This is a genomic window from Sanguibacter suaedae, from assembly GCF_016342785.1.
In the GTDB taxonomy this organism is placed as follows: Bacteria; Actinomycetota; Actinomycetes; order Actinomycetales; family Cellulomonadaceae; genus Sanguibacter; species Sanguibacter suaedae.
In genome coordinates this window covers 172,424-188,299 of the sequence record NZ_JAEINH010000003.1, presented here as the reverse complement: position 1 = coordinate 188,299, position 15,876 = coordinate 172,424, and the positions used below count along the sequence as shown (strand labels likewise).

Sequence of the window (15,876 nt, the reverse complement as noted above, 5' to 3'; positions counted from 1 at the left end):
CGACTTTCGGTAGGTTGGGGCCGTCACGGTGCACGAGCGCGGCAGGGGACGGCGCGGACGAGAGCACGGACGACCACGGACGAAGGGAACACGATGAGCAACGAAGGCCAGGCGCCGCACGAGGGCGGGTACCCGCCCCACGGCGCGCCGACCTCGGGGGCGCAGCCCGCCTCCTACCCGCCTGCCCACGGTGGGCCGGCGGCGCAGGCGCCCCAGCCGGGTCAGTACGCACCGCAGCCCGGGCAGCACTCACCGCAGCAGGGTCACTACGGCGCCCCCGGGGGGTACGCGCCCCAGCCCGGACAGTACGCCGCGCCTGGTCAGCCCGGGGCGCAGCAGCCTGCCGCGCCCCGCCCCAACCCGTTCGCCGGGATTCCTGCGGCGGACTTCGTCCGGGACGGGGTCGCTGCCCTCCTGCTCCTCGTGTCGTTGGCGCTGCCGGTCACGATCGGCACCGGCTACGAGGGGGTGAGCGACCGCTTCCACTACGTGGTGATCCTCGCGGCGGTCGTGTCCATCGTCTCACTGGCGCTCCCGTACCTCGCCCGGGCGAACGTGTTCCCACCGAGCTGGACGGTGCACACGACGCGCCTCGTGCGTCTCCTCGCCAACGCCCCCTACGTGGTCGTGCTCCTCGTGTACGTGGTGCTCGACGCCCTGACGAACGACGACGTGCAGGGCGTCGGGACGACGTTCGCCCTCGGCCTCGCGGGCGCGGTGCTCGCGGCGCAGCCACGTCAGTGCGAGATGGGACCCGAGGACCAGGATCGAGCGGTGAGCGTCCTGTGGTGGCGGATCACGGCCGGGATCGGGGCGTTCATCGCGCTCACCTCCGTCGTCTCCCTCGTCCTGTTCCTCATCGATGCCGGTGACTACGCCGACATCGGCTTCCTCTACGTCGTCGGCCCGATCGTCGCGTGGCTCCTCACCGTCGCATTCAGCCTCTGGGCGATCTTCGGCACCGTCGTCCAGCGGTCGTCGTCGTGGCGGCTGACCCTCATCGGGCTCGGGACCGTCCTCGTGTGCGCGTTCGTGTTCGGCGCTGGCGACGACGCGTCCCTCGTCAAGGTCCAGTCGATGCACCAGGTCGCCGGGGCCTTCGTCTATCCGTTGTCGCTCATGACGGGTCTCGGTGCGATCTTCGTGCCGGCTGCCGCGGCTGCCGCGGCTGCTCCTGCGACGGTCCGGGCGCTGTCCCGAGAGCCGCGGGAGCAGATCTGGTTCGGGACTGCGATCCACGCCCTCGAGTACCTCCTGGTCGTCGCCGGTTCCGCAGTCGTGGGCGCAGTCCTGTGGATGTTCCTCGAGGAGAACGGGCTCTACGGCGGCGACAAGCCGACCGGCGCGATCGTCACGACGATCATCCTCGGGCTGATCATCGCGGCCGGTGCCGTCTACGCACGGATGGAGCTCACGAAGAACACGGCCGGTGGGCGGATCCCCGCCCTCGCGGTCGCCGGGGGCACCTTCGTCCTGGGGCTCGTCATCCTCATCGTCGCGCCTACCGAGCAGTACAGAGACATGAAGTTCGTGACGGTAGGGCACCTGCTCCTGGCGTTCGGTCTGCCCGCGATGATCGCGATCGCACTCACCGGGCCCAAGGCCGTCCGTGAGTACTTCGCAGCGAACCGCCCCGCACCGCGCACGGTGAACGATTCCGCGTACCAGTGGACCGCACCTCAGGCGCAGGCGCCCGGCTACCAGCAAGCACCTCAGCAGCCCTACCAGCAGCAGGCCCCGACGACGGGTGCGTGGCAGACCCAGCAGGCACCCCCGCCCAGCGCTCCTGCACCGCAGGCTCCCGCTGCGCCGACCACCGACGGCGCTCCGTCGCACGGGTACACCGCGGCCCAGGCCGCCGACCCCGCGACGCCGCCCGCCGTGCTGGCGGACATCGTCCAGCACGCGCCGGAGCTCCGGGCGCAGGTCGCCGGGAACCCGACGACGTACCCGGCTCTCGTGGACTGGCTCGCCCAGCTCGGCGACCCCGACGTCGACGCGGCCCTGCGTAAGCGCAAGGGCTGACCCGCTCGACCCGGAGGGCCCCGGTGCACACCCGTGCACCGGGGCCCTCGTGCGTCTCCGCGAGACTCGCCGACACCTCGGACGTGTCGAGATTCACCCCGCGCAGACCTGGAGAGATGTCCCCATGGGAGCCGATGACCACTGGACGTAGTCTCTGCGGAGACAACCCATCGACGAGGTAGGACATGAACCCGAACGAGTACACGGCTGCCCAGGCCGCCGACCCATCGACGCCGCCCCCGCAGCTCGCCGACATCGCGACCCACCGCCCCGACCTGCGCGCCGCGGTGGCGTCCAACCCGGCCGCGTACCCGGAGCTGCTGCAGTGGTTGGGGTCGTTCGGTGACGCCGAGGTCGGCCGCGCGCTCGCGGCGCGAGGGCAGGCCGGACCACCCCACGGATCGATGCCTGCCGCACCGACCCAGGGGGACCCCGCAGCGGGAGCCCAGGGGTACGGCGCCGTGGGCGCCGGGTACGGCACGACTCCGCCCACCTCGGGCTACGGTGCGCAGCCGGCCTACGGGTCCCAGACCCCCTACGGCTCGCAGCAGCCCGCCTACGGCACGCAGGGCCACTCGGGCGCTGTCCCGTCATGGGCGCCTCAGGAGAAGCGGTCCCGGAAGAAGCTGTGGATCGGGCTGGGGGCTGCGGGCGTCGTGCTCGTCGGAGGCGGGGCGTTCGCGGCGAACGCCCTCTGGTTCTCCAAGACCGGCGGGGCGGAGAGCCCCGAGGCGGCCGTGACGCAGCTCGTCGAGGGTGTGGCGGAGAAGGACCTCGTCGCGGTCTACGGGGTGACGTCCCCGAGCGAGATCGGCCAGATGCAGACGGGCTTCGACCTCTTCGCGCGCCACATGGCCGACCAGGGTGTCGACGTCGAGGGCAAGGAGACCTTCGAGTCGTACCTCGACGCCTTCGAGCTCGAGCTCACCGGCCTCGAGCTCGAGGTGGAGGAGATCGAGGACGGGCTGGCCAAGGTCTCGGTCGTCGACGGCTCGCTCGAGATCGACGCCGACGCGGACCTGCTCGCCGACGCCACCGTCGAGTCCCTCGCCAAGGCCGAGGAGAGCCCTCTCTGGGAGCTCTTCGATCTTGCCGGGACGCCCGTGCCGTCCGAGGCCGAGATCCGTGAGGAGATGCTCGCCGGCGTCGAGGAGACGTTCCCCGTGACGGTCACGGCCGACGACCTGGTCCTCGAGCCCGCCGACCTCTCGAGCGCCCTCGACCTCGACGACTACGGGATCGACGCGCCGTCGGACGACCCGATCCTCCCGTTCCTCATGGCTGTCGAGGAGGACGGCGACTGGTACGTCAGCCCCTACGCCACGCTGATGGAGTACGCGCTCGTCGCCGAGGGCGGTGAGCGCGGGACGATGCCGTCCGACGACCTCGCGGGCGCGTTCGACTCGCCCGAGGCCGCTGCCGAGGGGTTCGTCCTCGGGATGAAGGACTACCTCCAGACCGGGGAGATCGACGAGTACATCAAGGCGTTCCCACTGGCGGACCGACGCCTCGTCACTCTGTACAGCAACCCGGCCCTCGAGTCTGCGGACATGGCCGAGATGCAGGCGGCCATGGAGGACCTCGACCTGTCGGCGAGCTTCTCCGTCCGCTCCGAGGAGGACGGGATCGCCTGGCTGACCCTCGACTCCATGGTCCTCGAGGGCGACATCGAGGGTGTGTCCGGACGCGTCGAGCTGAGCTCCGAGTGCTTCTCCGGCGACATGGACGGTGAGGTCGTCGAAGGCTGCATCGACGAGATCCCTGCCCTGGAGGAGCTCGGGGTGGGTGACCTCGCGCTCATCGCCGTCGAGGAGGACGGTGCCTGGTACATCAGCGGCGTCGGCACGGCGGGGGACTCCACCGGGCTCCTCGGTGCGAACGTGCTGCGGCTGTACGAGGAGGGCAAGCTCCTCGACGAGCAGTGGTGGATGGACAACCTCGGGATCCTCGCCGACTACATGTAGTCCGTCGGAGGTGGATGCACGAAGGTCCGTCCTGCTGACCCGTCCGAGGGTCGGGGGCGGACCTTCGTGCATCCCCGGGAGTTCGCGGCCCCGCGGGTCGGACCGACCAAAGGGCGCCGACACGCGGGCACCCGGGTCGCTCGCGAGAACCCAGGGGTACAGTGGTCGGGTGCCAGACGTCGAGCAGGTCCGACTCCTCCTTCTGTGCCGCGGCGAGGCCTCGTAGGCCGGTCCCTCGCCGCGGTGGTTGGTGTGCCGGTCGACCACAACCGCCACTGAACGAAGAAGCACGGGGACCCTCATGAACGCACGGAACGCAGCCCAGAAGCCCTCCGCGATGCCGGTCGGCAAGTACCAGCCCTACGGGGATCAGATCCGGGTGGACCTGCCGGACCGCACCTGGCCGGACCGCGTCATCACCACCGCGCCCCGCTGGTGCGCGGTCGACCTCCGCGACGGGAACCAGGCTCTGATCGAGCCGATGAACGCGGAGCGCAAGCTCCGCATGTTCGAGCTGCTCGTGGCGATGGGCTACAAGGAGATCGAGGTCGGGTTCCCCTCGGCCTCCCAGACCGACTTCGACTTCGTCCGGATGCTCGTCGAGGAGGGCAGAATCCCCGACGACGTCGTCATCCAGGTGCTCACCCAGGCCCGGGAGCACCTCATCGCACGGACCTACGAGTCCATCCGTGGCGCCAAGCAGGCGATCGTCCACCTGTACAACTCCACGTCCGTGCTGCAGCGCGAGGTCGTGTTCCGCACCGACGAGGACGGGATCGTCGACATCGCCCTCGAGGGCGCCAAGCTGTGCCGCAAGTTCGAGGAGACGATCCCCGAGACCACCGTGTACTACGAGTACTCGCCCGAGTCGTACACCGGCACCGAGCTCGAGTTCGCGGCGCGCATCTGCAACGAGGTCATCGAGGTCTTCGAGCCCACCCCCGACCGTAAGGTCATCATCAACCTGCCCGCCACCGTCGAGATGGCCACGCCGAACGTCTACGCGGACTCGATCGAGTGGATGAGCCGCAACCTCGCGCACCGCGAGAACGTCATCCTGTCGCTCCACCCGCACAACGACCGCGGGACCGCGGTGGCAGCCGCCGAGCTCGGCTACCAGGCGGGCGCCGACCGCATCGAGGGCTGCCTCTTCGGGAACGGCGAGCGCACGGGCAACGTCGACCTCGTCACTCTCGGCATGAACCTCTTCAGCCAGGGCATCGACCCCCAGGTCGACTTCTCGGACATCGACCACGTCCGACGGACCGTTGAGCACTGCAACCAGCTGGCCGTCCACGAGCGGCACCCGTACGCCGGTGACCTCGTCTTCACGGCGTTCTCCGGGTCCCACCAGGACGCCATCAAGAAGGGCCTCGACGCGATGCACGCACGCGCCGAGGCGGCAGGCTGCACCGTCGACGACCTCGTGTGGGGCGTGCCGTACCTGCCCATCGACCCCAAGGACGTGGGCCGCAGCTACGAGGCCGTCATCCGCGTGAACTCCCAGTCCGGGAAGGGCGGGATCTCCTACCTGCTCAAGACAGAGCGTCACCTGGACCTGCCGCGACGCCTGCAGATCGAGTTCTCCCGGGTGGTCCAGGGTGTCACCGACGCCGACGGGCGCGAGGTCACCGGTGAGGACATCTGGCAGATCTTCGCCGACGAGTACCTCCCGGCTGCCTCCGACGGGCGCCTCGAGCCCTGGGGCCGGTTCGCGCTGCACGGCACCCGCGCGTCGAGCTCCCAGGACGGGCCCGACACGCTGTCCGTCGACCTCGTCGACGACGGTGCACCGGTGACGCTCGAGGGGTCCGGCAACGGCCCGATCGCGGCCTTCGTCGACGCGCTGGCCGGCGTGGGGGTCGACGTGCGCGTCCTCGACTACGCGGAGCACGCCCTCTCCGAGGGTGGCGACGCGACCGCCGCCGCGTACGTGGAGTGCGCCGTCGGTGACGAGGTGCTCTGGGGGGTCGGCATCGACCCGTCCATCACGACGGCGTCCCTCAAGGCGATCATCTCCGCGGTCAACCGTGAGGGCCGCCTCACCGCCTGACGTGGTCCGTACCGTCGGTGCTCGCCCCGCAGGGGCGGGGACCGACGGTACGGTGCACCCGACGGATGGCGGACAATGGTGCGGTGGTCCTCTACCGAGACGAAGCACTCGTGCTCCGCACCCAGAAGCTGGGCGAGGCCGACCGGATCATCACCTTCCTCACCCGTGAGCACGGCAAGGTGCGGGCCGTCGGCAAAGGTGTCCGGCGCACGTCGTCCCGCTTCGGTGCGCGGCTCGAGCCCTTCATGTTCGTCGACGTCCAGCTCCACGTCGGGCGCAGCCTCGACGTCGTGACCCAGGTCGAGACCCTCGGACCCTACGCGCGGGCCATCTGCGCCGACTACGGCATGTACACCGCGGGGACGGTCATGCTCGAGATCGCCGACCGCCTCGTCGAGGCGGAGCGCGAACCCAGCGTCCAGCAGTTCTGGCTGCTCGCCGGGGCGCTGCGCGCCATGGCCGACGGGGCCCACGACCCCGGCCTGATCCTCGACTCCTACCTGCTGCGTGCGCTGGCCGTCGCCGGGTGGGCGCCGACGTTCACCGAGTGCGCCCGGTGCGGCGAACCCGGGCCGCACCGGGCGTTCTCGGTGTCCCAGGGCGGCGCCGTGTGCGCTCGGTGCCGTCAGCCCGGCTCCACCGCACCGGCCCCCGAGACCTTCGAGCTCCTCGCGGCGCTGCTCAGCGGCGACTGGTCGGTCGCCGACGCCTCCGGCGAGCGCAGCCGCCGGGAGGCCACCGGGCTCGTCGCGGCCTACAGCCAGTACCACCTCGAACGGACGCTGCGCTCGATGCGCATGGTCGACCGGGCGCCGCGCGTCCCGGTCCTCGTCCGGGGCGACGACGCCCACCCGTCGCCCACGGGCGGCACGACCCACCCACAGGGAGAGTGACGCATGGTCCGAGGACGTCGGCAGCCAGCAGCCACGGGAGCCAGGACGCCCGTGCCGCCCCCACCGCACCCGTCGGGAGCGGTCGCCCCGGCGATCCCCGCGGAGTTCGTGCCGCAGCACGTGGCCGTCGTCATGGACGGCAACGGCCGCTGGGCGAACTCCCGCGGCCTGCCGCGGACGGCGGGGCACGAGGCGGGGGAGGCCGCGCTCCTCGACGTGGTGGCGGGCGCGATCGAGGTGGGCGTGAAGCACGTCTCGGCGTACGCGTTCTCCACCGAGAACTGGAAGCGGTCCCCGGACGAGGTGCGGTTCCTCATGGGGTTCAACCGGGACGTGCTGCGCAGGCGACGTGACGTCATGAACGAGTGGGGCGTCCGTGTGCGGTGGGCGGGCCGCCGGCCGCGCCTGTGGCGCTCGGTCATCAAGGAGCTGGAGGACGCGGAGGCGCTCACCGCGGGGAACGACACGTGCACCCTGACCATGTGCGTGAACTACGGGGGACGCGCCGAGATCGCCGACGCCGCCAAGGCGATCGCGCGCGAGGTCGCCGCAGGCCGCCTCGACCCGGAGAAGGTCACGGAGAAGACCGTCGCTCGGTTCCTCGACGAGCCCGGCCTGCCCGACGTCGACCTCTTCCTGAGGTCCTCCGGGGAGCAGCGCACGTCGAACTTCATGTTGTGGCAGTCCGCGTACGCCGAGCTCGTCTTCCTCCCCGAACCATGGCCGGACGTGGACCGACGGAGCCTGTGGCGCGCGGTCGAGGAGTACGCGAGCCGGGACCGGCGCTACGGGGGAGCGGTCGACGCCATCAGCGCACCCCGGGAGGACGAGCCACGCGACGACGGGTGACGGTCCGCCGCAGGACGACGGCCAGGGTGGCCAGCGCGGCGAGCGCGAGCCCGACCGCCGCGGGCGCCGATCCGGCAGCGGTCGCCAGGGCCGCCTGCCAGGCGGCCCACCCGACCGTCGCGTAGATGGTCGCGTGGGCCACGCAGCCCAGGAGCATCGCCGGGAGGTAGTGCCGGAACGGCATCTGCGTGAGACCCGCGGCCCCGTTGACGACCGTCTTGAGACCGACGGTGAAGAAGCTCAGCGGGACCGCGAGGATGCCCCACCGGGTGAGGATGCGCACCCCCCGGTCCGCGGTGTCGCCCGACATCCATCGGCGAGCGCGCGCAGCCCATCGATCGCGTCGCGCCGCGGGGGGCGACGCCGCGTCAGGCGACACCCGCGTCAGGGCCTGGCGCGCGACCAGCCGTGCGATCCAGTACGTGGCCTGGGTCCGGGAGAAGACGACCGCGAAGAAGAACGCGAAGAGGATGCCGAGCGGCGCATCGCCCAGGGCGTCGGGCACGAGTCCTCAGCGTCGTGCGCACTCGGCGCAGGTGCCGAACAGCTCGATGGTGTGCTCGATGTCGGAGAACCCGTGCTGGGCCCCGACCTGACCGGCCCACGTCTCGACGGTGGGGCCGTCGATCTCCACGGTCGCACCGCAGGACCGGCACACCAGGTGGTGGTGGTGCTCGCTGCGCACGCACCGTCGGTAGAGGTTCTCGCCATCGCCGGTGCGCAGGACGTCGACCTCGCCGCCGTCGGCCAGGCTCTGCAGCGTCCGGTACACGGTCGCGAGCCCTGTGGAGTCCCCGCTCGACCGGAGGAGCTCGTGGAGCTGCTGGGCGCTGCGGAAGTCGTCGACGGAGTCGAGGAGATCGGCGATGGCGGCGCGCTGCCGCGTCATTCGCTGCATCTGTCGGCTCCTTCGGTGATCGAGACGTCGTCCATCATATCCGGGTGCGGATCGGCCGTGGCCCGCTGCGGTCGGACGAGAGGACGGAGCAGGGCGACCGCCACGTAGAGACCGACGGCGAGCACCACGATCGTGGCCCCCGGCGACTGCGCCTGCCAGTACGTGATGGACAGACCCGTGACGCAAACCGTGAGCCCGATGGTCATCGCGAGGCCCATGGTCCTGCGGAACGACGTCGTGACGAGCTGCGCGACGGCTACCGGGACGATCATCAGGGCGCTGACGAGGAGAAGCCCCACGACGCGCATGGACACCGTCACGGTGAGCGCGGCCACCACGGCGACCGCGACGTTGAGCGCACGCACCGGGAGGCCCGACGCGCGGGCGAACTCCTCGTCGTGCGAGACGGCGAACAGGGCGGACCGCAGGCCGAGCCCGACACCGAGGATGACCACCCCCAGTCCGACGGTGAGGTACAGGTCCGAGGTCGTGACGGTCGAGATGGACCCGAAGAGGTACGCCATGAGGTTCGCGTTCGTCCCGCCGGCGATGCCGATGAGCAGCACGCCGCCGGCGATCCCGCCGTAGAACAGCAGTGCCAGCGCGACGTCGCCGCTCGTCCGGCCGCGCTCGCGGACCATCTCGATGGCGACGGCCCCGATGACGGCGGCCACGACGGCGCCGGGCACCGCGAGGACCTCTGAGTCGACGAGACCCATCGCTGAACCGACGAGCCACCCGAGGGCCACGCCCGTGAGGGCGACGTGCCCGATCCCGTCGCCCAGCAGCGAGAGCCGCCGCTGGACGAGGTACGTCCCCATGACGGGTGCCGCGAGGCCCACGATGACCGCGGCGATCAGGGATCGCTGCATGAGCGGCGTGGAGAGCATGCCGCCGAGCTCGGAGAGGAACGTCGTCATGAGCCGAAGCCCCCGTCCTGGATGAGGGAGACCGTGGGTTCGTCGTCGCCCTCGTGCGGGTGCACGTGCACGTGGCTGTCGCCGGCGTGCTCGGCGGTGGGCAGGGGGGCGGGCCCGTCGTGCACCTTGCGGCCGTGCCGCAGCACGACGGAGCGCGTCACGAGGGGAGCGAGGGACCCGAGCTCGTGGAGCACGACCAGGAGGGTGGTGCCCTGTCGCACGAGTCCGGCGAGGGTCTCGGCGAAGGCCGTCTGGCTCGGGTGGTCGACGCCGGCGACGGGTTCGTCGAGGACGAGGAGGTCCGGCTCGCGGACGAGGGCGCGGGCGATGAGGACCCGCTGCTGCTGGCCTCCGGAGAGCTCGCTCACGCCGTGCTGGGCCCGGTCGGCGAGCCCCACCTGCTCGAGGGCGGCGAGGGTGCGCTCGCGCGCGTCGCGCGGGAGCCGGAGCCGGCGACCGTGGAGGAGGCCCGAGGCGACGACCTCGGCCGCCGTCGAGGGGACACCGGTGCCGGCGCTCACGCGCTGGGGCACGTACCCGATGCGGGACCAGGGGACCTGGCGGCCCAGGGAGGCGCCGAAGAGGGAGACGGTCCCCTGCGACGCAGGGAGGATCCCCACGAGGGACCGGACGAGGGTCGACTTCCCCGACCCGTTGGCCCCGAGGAGCGCGACGACCTCACCGTCGTCGACGGTGAGGTCGATGCCGCGCAGGATGTGGCTCGCCCCGATCCTCACGTGGAGCCCGCGGGCCTCGACCGCGGGGACAGCGGTGCGCGTCGTGTCCGTCGTCATGCGCACCCGAGGCCGGTACGCAGGGACTCGAGGTTCGAGAGCATGACTGAACGGTAGTCGCTCTCCGGGTCCGTGAGGCCCTCGAGCGGGTCGAGGACGGCCGTGCCCACCCCGAGGTCCGACGCGAGGGTGTCGGTGACCTTGCTGCTCGCGAGCGTCTCGAAGTAGATGGTGCTGACGTCGTTCTCCCGCACGACGTCGGAGACCTCGCGCAAGCGCGCGGGGGAGGGGTCGGCCTCGGGGTCGATGCCCGAGATGCCCACCTGCTCGAGGCCGTAGCGCTCCGCGAGGTACCCGAACGCCTCGTGCGAGGTGACGAGGACCGAGCCCTCACACTGCTGGAGGGCCGACGAGTACTCCGCGTCGAGGTCGGTCAGGCCCGCGACGAGCTCGGCGCCCCGGGCGGCGTAGGCGTCGGCGTTGGCCGGGTCCACGGCCGAGAGCTCGGCGACGACGTCCTCGCTCACCGCCGCGAGCCGCGTCGGGTCGAGCCAGAAGTGCGGGTCGAGCGACCCGTGGTCGTGCTCGTCCTCGTCGGCGTGCTCGGCGTGCTCCTCCGCCGTCTCGCCCTCGTGCCCTTCCTCACGCCCGTCCTCGAGCGCTGCGGCGTCCGCGGCGTCCACCACGTGCTCTGGCGCCTGTGCCGCGACCGCCTCGTCGACGGCCGGCTGGAAGTCGGAGAGGTAGACGACGAGGTCCGCGTCCGCGACCTTGCGCGCGTGAGCCGGGGAGAGCTCGAGGTCGTGGGGCTCCGCGCCGGGGGGCGTGAGCGACTCGACCGTGACGAGGTCACCCCCCACCTGCTCCGTGACGTACTGGAGCGGGTAGAAGGAGGCGAGCACTTGCACGCGACCGTCGTCCGGCTCGGTCGCGCACCCGCCGACGGCGAGGGCGAGCACCGCGCTCGCCGTCGTGACGAGGGCCGCACGGCGCGCGCGCGAGGGGCGGTGGGCTGACGAGGCTGCGAACATGAACATCATTCTCAGTTATCGGGTGCCGGGAAGTCAAAACGCCCGGGCGCCCTGTTCTTGTACCCTTGGAGGTTGGCACGGACACCGGTGCGCGGCCGCGCGCGTCCCGACCGACGGTCGGTCCCGCACCGTCCCTGCCGTCCGCCCCGCGAGCCACGCGAGGGCGCCGACCACGCACTGGAGTGATACCTGTGGCCTCAACGCCGTCCCGCCTCGATTCCGTCGTCTCCCTCGCGAAGCGCCGCGGCTTCGTCTTCCAGTCCGGCGAGATCTACGGCGGGTCGCGCTCGGCGTGGGACTACGGGCCCCTGGGCGTCGAGCTCAAGGAGAACATCAAGCGCCAGTGGTGGCGCACGATGGTGCAGAGTCGAGACGACGTCGTCGGCCTCGACTCCGCCGTGATCCTGCCCCGCCAGGTGTGGGTCGCCTCCGGCCACGTCGGGGTGTTCACCGACCCGCTCACCGAGTGCCTCTCCTGCCACAAGCGCTTCCGCGAGGACCAGATGCTCGAGGAGTTCGAGGAGAAGAAGGGCCGTGCCCCCGAGAACGGCCTCGCCGACATCGCCTGCGCCAACTGCGGTACCCGCGGCCAGTGGACCGAGCCGCGCGACTTCAACATGATGCTCAAGACGCACCTGGGCCCCGTCGAGGACGAGTCCGGCCTGCACTACCTGCGCCCCGAGACCGCGCAGGGCATCTTCGTGAACTTCGCCAACGTGCTCGGCGCGAGCCGACGCAAGCCGCCCTTCGGCATCGGCCAGATCGGAAAGTCGTTCCGCAACGAGATCACCCCGGGCAACTTCATCTTCCGCACCCGGGAGTTCGAACAGATGGAGATGGAGTTCTTCGTCGAGCCCGGCACGGACGCCGAGTGGCACCAGTACTGGATCGACACCCGCACGGCCTGGTACACGGACCTGGGAATCTCCCCGGAGAACCTGCGCCACTACGAGCACCCGGCCGAGAAGCTCTCCCACTACTCGACGCGCACCGTCGACATCGAGTACCGCTTCGGGTTCACCGGCAGCGAGTGGGGCGAGCTCGAGGGCATCGCCAACCGCACCGACTTCGACCTCAAGACGCACGCGGAGCACTCCGGCAAGGACCTCAGCTACTTCGACCAGGGCAAGAACGAGCGCTGGGTGCCGTACGTCATCGAGCCCGCCGCCGGCCTCACCCGCTCCCTCATGGCGTTCCTCGTCGAGGCGTACGCCGAGGACGAGGCGCCCAACGCCAAGGGTGGGGTCGACGTGCGCACCGTCCTCAAGCTCGACCCGCGTCTCGCGCCCGTCAAGGCGGCCGTCCTGCCGCTCAGCCGCAACGAGAGCCTCTCGCCCAAGGCGCGCGACCTCGCGGCCGAGCTCCGCCGGACGTGGAACGTCGAGTTCGACGACGCGGGGGCCATCGGCCGTCGGTACCGTCGCCAGGACGAGATCGGGACGCCGTTCTGCATCACCGTGGACTTCGACACGCTCGAGGACCAGGCCGTGACCATCCGTCACCGCGACGACATGACGCAGGAGCGTGTCGCCCTCGACCAGGTCACCTCCTACCTCGCTGCCCGCCTCGTCGGAGCCTGACCCGCGTGACCACGAGCACCGCACCCGCCCGGAGCGGGGGGATCCTCCCCCCGCTCCGCATCGGGCAGCACACCATCCCGTCGCCGGTCGTCCTCGCCCCCATGGCGGGGGTGACCAACACGGCCTTCCGGAAGCTGTGCCGCGAGCACGGCCCTGGCGGGCTCTACGTCGCCGAGATGGTCACCTCGCGGGCGATCGTCGAGCGCAACGTCGAGGCGTTGCGCATCGTGACGTTCGAGGACGGCGAGTCACCGCGGTCCGCCCAGGTGTACGGGGTGGACCCGGCCACGGTGGCCGCCGCGGTGCGGATCATCGCGGGGGAGGGGCGGGCCGACCACGTCGACCTCAACTTCGGGTGCCCCGTGCCCAAGGTGACGAAGAAGGGTGGCGGCGCCGTCCTCCCGTGGAAGCGGGAGCTGTTCACGCGGATCGTCGACGCCGCGGTCGAGGCAGCCGCCAGGTACGACGTCCCGGTCACCGTGAAGATGCGCAAGGGCATCGACGACGACCACCTCACGTACCTCGAGGCAGGGCTCGTCGCGGAGCAGGCCGGCGTGGCTGCGGTCGCGCTGCACGCACGGACCGCTGCCGACTACTACTCCGGCACGGCCGACTGGTCGGCCATCCGCCTCCTCAAGGAGACCGTGACGAGCATCCCGGTGCTCGGCAACGGTGACATCTGGTCCGCCGAGGACGCCCTCGAGATGGTGCGGCAGACGGGGTGCGACGGCGTCGTCGTCGGCCGAGGGTGCCAGGGTCGGCCCTGGCTCTTCGCCGACCTCATGGCGGCCTTCGCTGGCTCGGACGAGCGGGTGCGTCCGGGGCTGGGATACGTCGCCGAGACGATCTACCGGCACGGCGAGCTCATGGTCGAGTTCTTCGAGGACGAGGGGAAGGGCACCCGGGACCTGCGCAAGCACATGGCCTGGTACCTCAAGGGGTACGCCGTGGGTGGCGACGCGCGCCGCGGCCTCGCCCTCGTGTCCTCCCTCGCCGAGCTCCGCGAACGCCTCGACGCGCTCGACCTCGACCAGCCCTACCCGGGGAAGGACGCGGAGGGGCAGCGGGGCCGCCAGGGATCGCCCAAGCAGCCCCACGTCCCGTACGGCTGGCTCGACTCCCGAGAGCTGAGCGACGAGCACCGGGCCAAGCTCCTCGAGGCCGAGCTCAGCGTCTCCGGGGGCTGACGCCCACCCGGAGAACCAGGTCGGCGCAAGACCAGGTCAGTAGGTGAAGCGGTCCACGGTGGCGCGGAGGTCCGCCGACAGGCGGTCGACCCCGTCGACGGACACCCCCATCGTCCCGACGGTGTCCGCCGAGGAGGCTGCTGCTCTCGCGACTCCGCCGATGGTCGCGGCGATCTCGCCAGACCCCGTCGCCGCCTCCGCGACCGAGCGTGACATCTCGGTCGTCGTCGCCGTCTGCTCCTCGACGGCCGAGGCGATGGTCAGCTGGTAGTCGTTGATGCGGGCCACGGTCTCCGTGATCTCGGCGATCGCCGCCACGGCCTGCTCCGTCTGCTCCTGGTTGCGGGTGATGCGGCGCGTGATGTCCTCCGCGGCGCGTGCCGACTCCTGGGCGAGGTCCTTGACCTCGGAGGCGACCACGGCGAATCCCTTGCCGGCCTCGCCTGCGCGGGCGGCCTCGATGGTCGCGTTGAGGGCCAGGAGGTTGGTCTGCTCGGCGATGGACGTGATGGCACGGAGCACCCCGCCGATCTCTCGCGCGCTGTCACCGAGCTCGGTGACCGTCCGCGACGTGCTCTGCGCCTGCGCGACCGCCCTCGTCGACGCCCCCGCCGCGTCGTTGGCGCTCTGGGCGATCTCACGGATGGACGCGCCCATCTGCTCCGCGCCCGCAGCGACCGTCGCGACGTTGCGGCTCACCTGCTCGGCGGCCGTCGCGACCACACCGGCCTGCGAGCTCGCGTCGTCGGTGGCGCGCGCGACCTCGGCCCCCGAGGAGGTCAGGGTCGACGCGGCGGCGCCCACCGCGGCAGCCGATGTCGAGACCTGGGCGAACGCCGCACGCAGGGCGGCCTGGGCCGTCTCGAGCGCGTGGGCCATGAGGGAGACCTCGTCGCGGGTGGTCCCCGTGGGGGCCCCACCGGGGCGTGCTGCGGAGACGGTGAGGTCCCCGGCGGCCATGGCGTCGAGCGCGGTCACCGCACGTCGCAGCGGCCGCACGACGGAGCGCGTGGTGACGAGCCCGAGGCCGACGGCGAGGAGGATCGCGGCGACCGCGACGGCGAGGATCGTCGTGCGTGAGACGGTCGCCGCACGGCTGCTCGACGCAGTCAGGTCCTCGACGCGGGAGTCGACGAGGGCGCGGAGCTCGTCCGTGTCGTCGAGCAGCTCGCTCCATGCCGTGTCGAGGTCCTCGTTGAGGAGGTCGTAGGCCTCCGCCATCGACGCGTCGTCGCCCTCGGCGATGAGGCCGATCATGCGGTCGGTGATCTCGAAGTACGAGTCCCACGCGGGGCGGAGGCCCGCCACGACGGTCGACTCGGCAGGGGCCAGGTCGGACGCCTCGAGGGCCTCGAGCACGCGGTACGCCTCCTGGCGTGACTCGTCGAGCCCGGCGAGGTTCGAGCTGTCGTCCGCCGTCGCGGCGTCGGACCCGTCGACGACGGCCTCGGTGAAGATGTAGCCCTGCCATCCGCTCACGTCGGCGTCGAGGTACTTGAGCTCGGCGACCAGGTCGCGCAGCTCGCTGAGCTCCGCGGTCTCGACCCGCGCGGCGCTCGACCGGGCGTCGCCCACGAGGCCCGCACCGGCGACCACTCCGAGGAGGACGCACAGTGTTCCGAAGGCGACGGCGAGGCGACGCCCGATGGACAGGCGGATGAATCGGGAGAGCATGAGGTGTCCTCGGGTGGTGCGGCAGGGGTCCACCGCTCCCATCGGGCGGGTGCCGCACGTCATGAGGG

General features: G+C 71.4%; 13 protein-coding genes. 7 read left to right on the top strand and 6 right to left on the bottom strand.

Annotated elements, in window-relative coordinates:
* Window positions 1-93 precede the first annotated feature (93 nt).
* The 5 genes from JAV76_RS04940 (at window position 94) to JAV76_RS04920 (ending at window position 7,784) form a co-directional block, all read left to right on the top strand.
* Entirely contained in the window at window positions 94-2,025 is a 1,932-nt protein-coding gene (locus JAV76_RS04940; protein ID WP_198732916.1) for a proline-rich domain-containing protein, read from the top strand.
* 185 nt (window positions 2,026-2,210) lie between these two features.
* Window positions 2,211-3,989 (top strand): variant leucine-rich repeat-containing protein, encoded by a 1,779-nt coding sequence (locus JAV76_RS04935; protein WP_198732915.1) that lies wholly within the window; start codon window positions 2,211-2,213, stop codon window positions 3,987-3,989.
* Window positions 3,990-4,290: 301 nt separating this feature from the next.
* Window positions 4,291-6,042, top strand: a complete 1,752-nt coding sequence (gene leuA / locus JAV76_RS04930; RefSeq protein WP_198732914.1) for a 2-isopropylmalate synthase — start codon at window positions 4,291-4,293, stop codon at window positions 6,040-6,042.
* A gap of 83 nt (window positions 6,043-6,125) precedes the next feature.
* Window positions 6,126-6,935: a DNA repair protein RecO gene (gene recO, locus JAV76_RS04925; protein WP_198732913.1), complete on the top strand. Its 810-nt coding sequence runs from the start codon at window positions 6,126-6,128 to the stop codon at window positions 6,933-6,935.
* Between the two features lie 3 nt (window positions 6,936-6,938).
* The gene (locus JAV76_RS04920; RefSeq protein WP_198732912.1) at window positions 6,939-7,784 is read left to right on the top strand and encodes an isoprenyl transferase; all 846 of its coding nucleotides are present in this window, start codon (window positions 6,939-6,941) and stop codon (window positions 7,782-7,784) included.
* Here the strand turns inward: JAV76_RS04920 and JAV76_RS04915 are convergent.
* From JAV76_RS04915 to JAV76_RS04895, 5 genes are read right to left on the bottom strand one after another with little or no spacing between them, the layout of a single operon-like run.
* Window positions 7,744-8,289 (bottom strand): DedA family protein, encoded by a 546-nt coding sequence (locus JAV76_RS04915; protein WP_198732911.1) that lies wholly within the window; start codon window positions 8,287-8,289, stop codon window positions 7,744-7,746. The two genes, JAV76_RS04920 and JAV76_RS04915, sit on opposite strands and share 41 nt — an antisense overlap.
* A 6-nt stretch (window positions 8,290-8,295) precedes the next feature.
* Window positions 8,296-8,682: a Fur family transcriptional regulator gene (locus JAV76_RS04910; protein ID WP_198732910.1), complete on the bottom strand. Its 387-nt coding sequence runs from the start codon at window positions 8,680-8,682 to the stop codon at window positions 8,296-8,298.
* Window positions 8,670-9,602, bottom strand: coding sequence for a metal ABC transporter permease (locus tag JAV76_RS04905; protein ID WP_198732909.1), 933 nt, complete (start codon window positions 9,600-9,602; stop codon window positions 8,670-8,672). Before JAV76_RS04905 ends, JAV76_RS04910 begins: the two co-directional genes overlap by 13 nt.
* Window positions 9,599-10,396 (bottom strand): metal ABC transporter ATP-binding protein, encoded by a 798-nt coding sequence (locus tag JAV76_RS04900; RefSeq protein ID WP_198732908.1) that lies wholly within the window; start codon window positions 10,394-10,396, stop codon window positions 9,599-9,601. The genes JAV76_RS04905 and JAV76_RS04900 overlap by 4 nt, the downstream gene beginning before the upstream one ends.
* Window positions 10,393-11,367 carry a metal ABC transporter substrate-binding protein gene (locus tag JAV76_RS04895; RefSeq protein WP_198732907.1) on the bottom strand — a complete coding sequence of 325 codons (975 nt, stop codon included), beginning with the start codon at window positions 11,365-11,367 and terminating at the stop codon, window positions 10,393-10,395. Before JAV76_RS04895 ends, JAV76_RS04900 begins: the two co-directional genes overlap by 4 nt.
* A 191-nt stretch (window positions 11,368-11,558) precedes the next feature.
* On the opposite strand from JAV76_RS04895, the gene JAV76_RS04890 reads away from it, so the two are divergent.
* Both JAV76_RS04890 and dusB read left to right on the top strand, forming a co-directional pair.
* Window positions 11,559-12,947 (top strand): glycine--tRNA ligase, encoded by a 1,389-nt coding sequence (locus JAV76_RS04890; RefSeq protein WP_198732906.1) that lies wholly within the window; start codon window positions 11,559-11,561, stop codon window positions 12,945-12,947.
* A 5-nt stretch (window positions 12,948-12,952) separates the two neighbouring features.
* Window positions 12,953-14,134, top strand: coding sequence for a tRNA dihydrouridine synthase DusB (gene dusB / locus JAV76_RS04885; RefSeq protein WP_198732905.1), 1,182 nt, complete (start codon window positions 12,953-12,955; stop codon window positions 14,132-14,134).
* 36 nt (window positions 14,135-14,170) lie between these two features.
* Here the strand turns inward: dusB and JAV76_RS04880 are convergent, their stop codons facing one another.
* On the bottom strand, window positions 14,171-15,808 hold the full coding sequence (locus JAV76_RS04880) for a methyl-accepting chemotaxis protein (RefSeq protein WP_230401855.1): 1,638 nt from the start codon (window positions 15,806-15,808) through the stop codon (window positions 14,171-14,173).
* Window positions 15,809-15,876 lie beyond the last annotated feature (68 nt).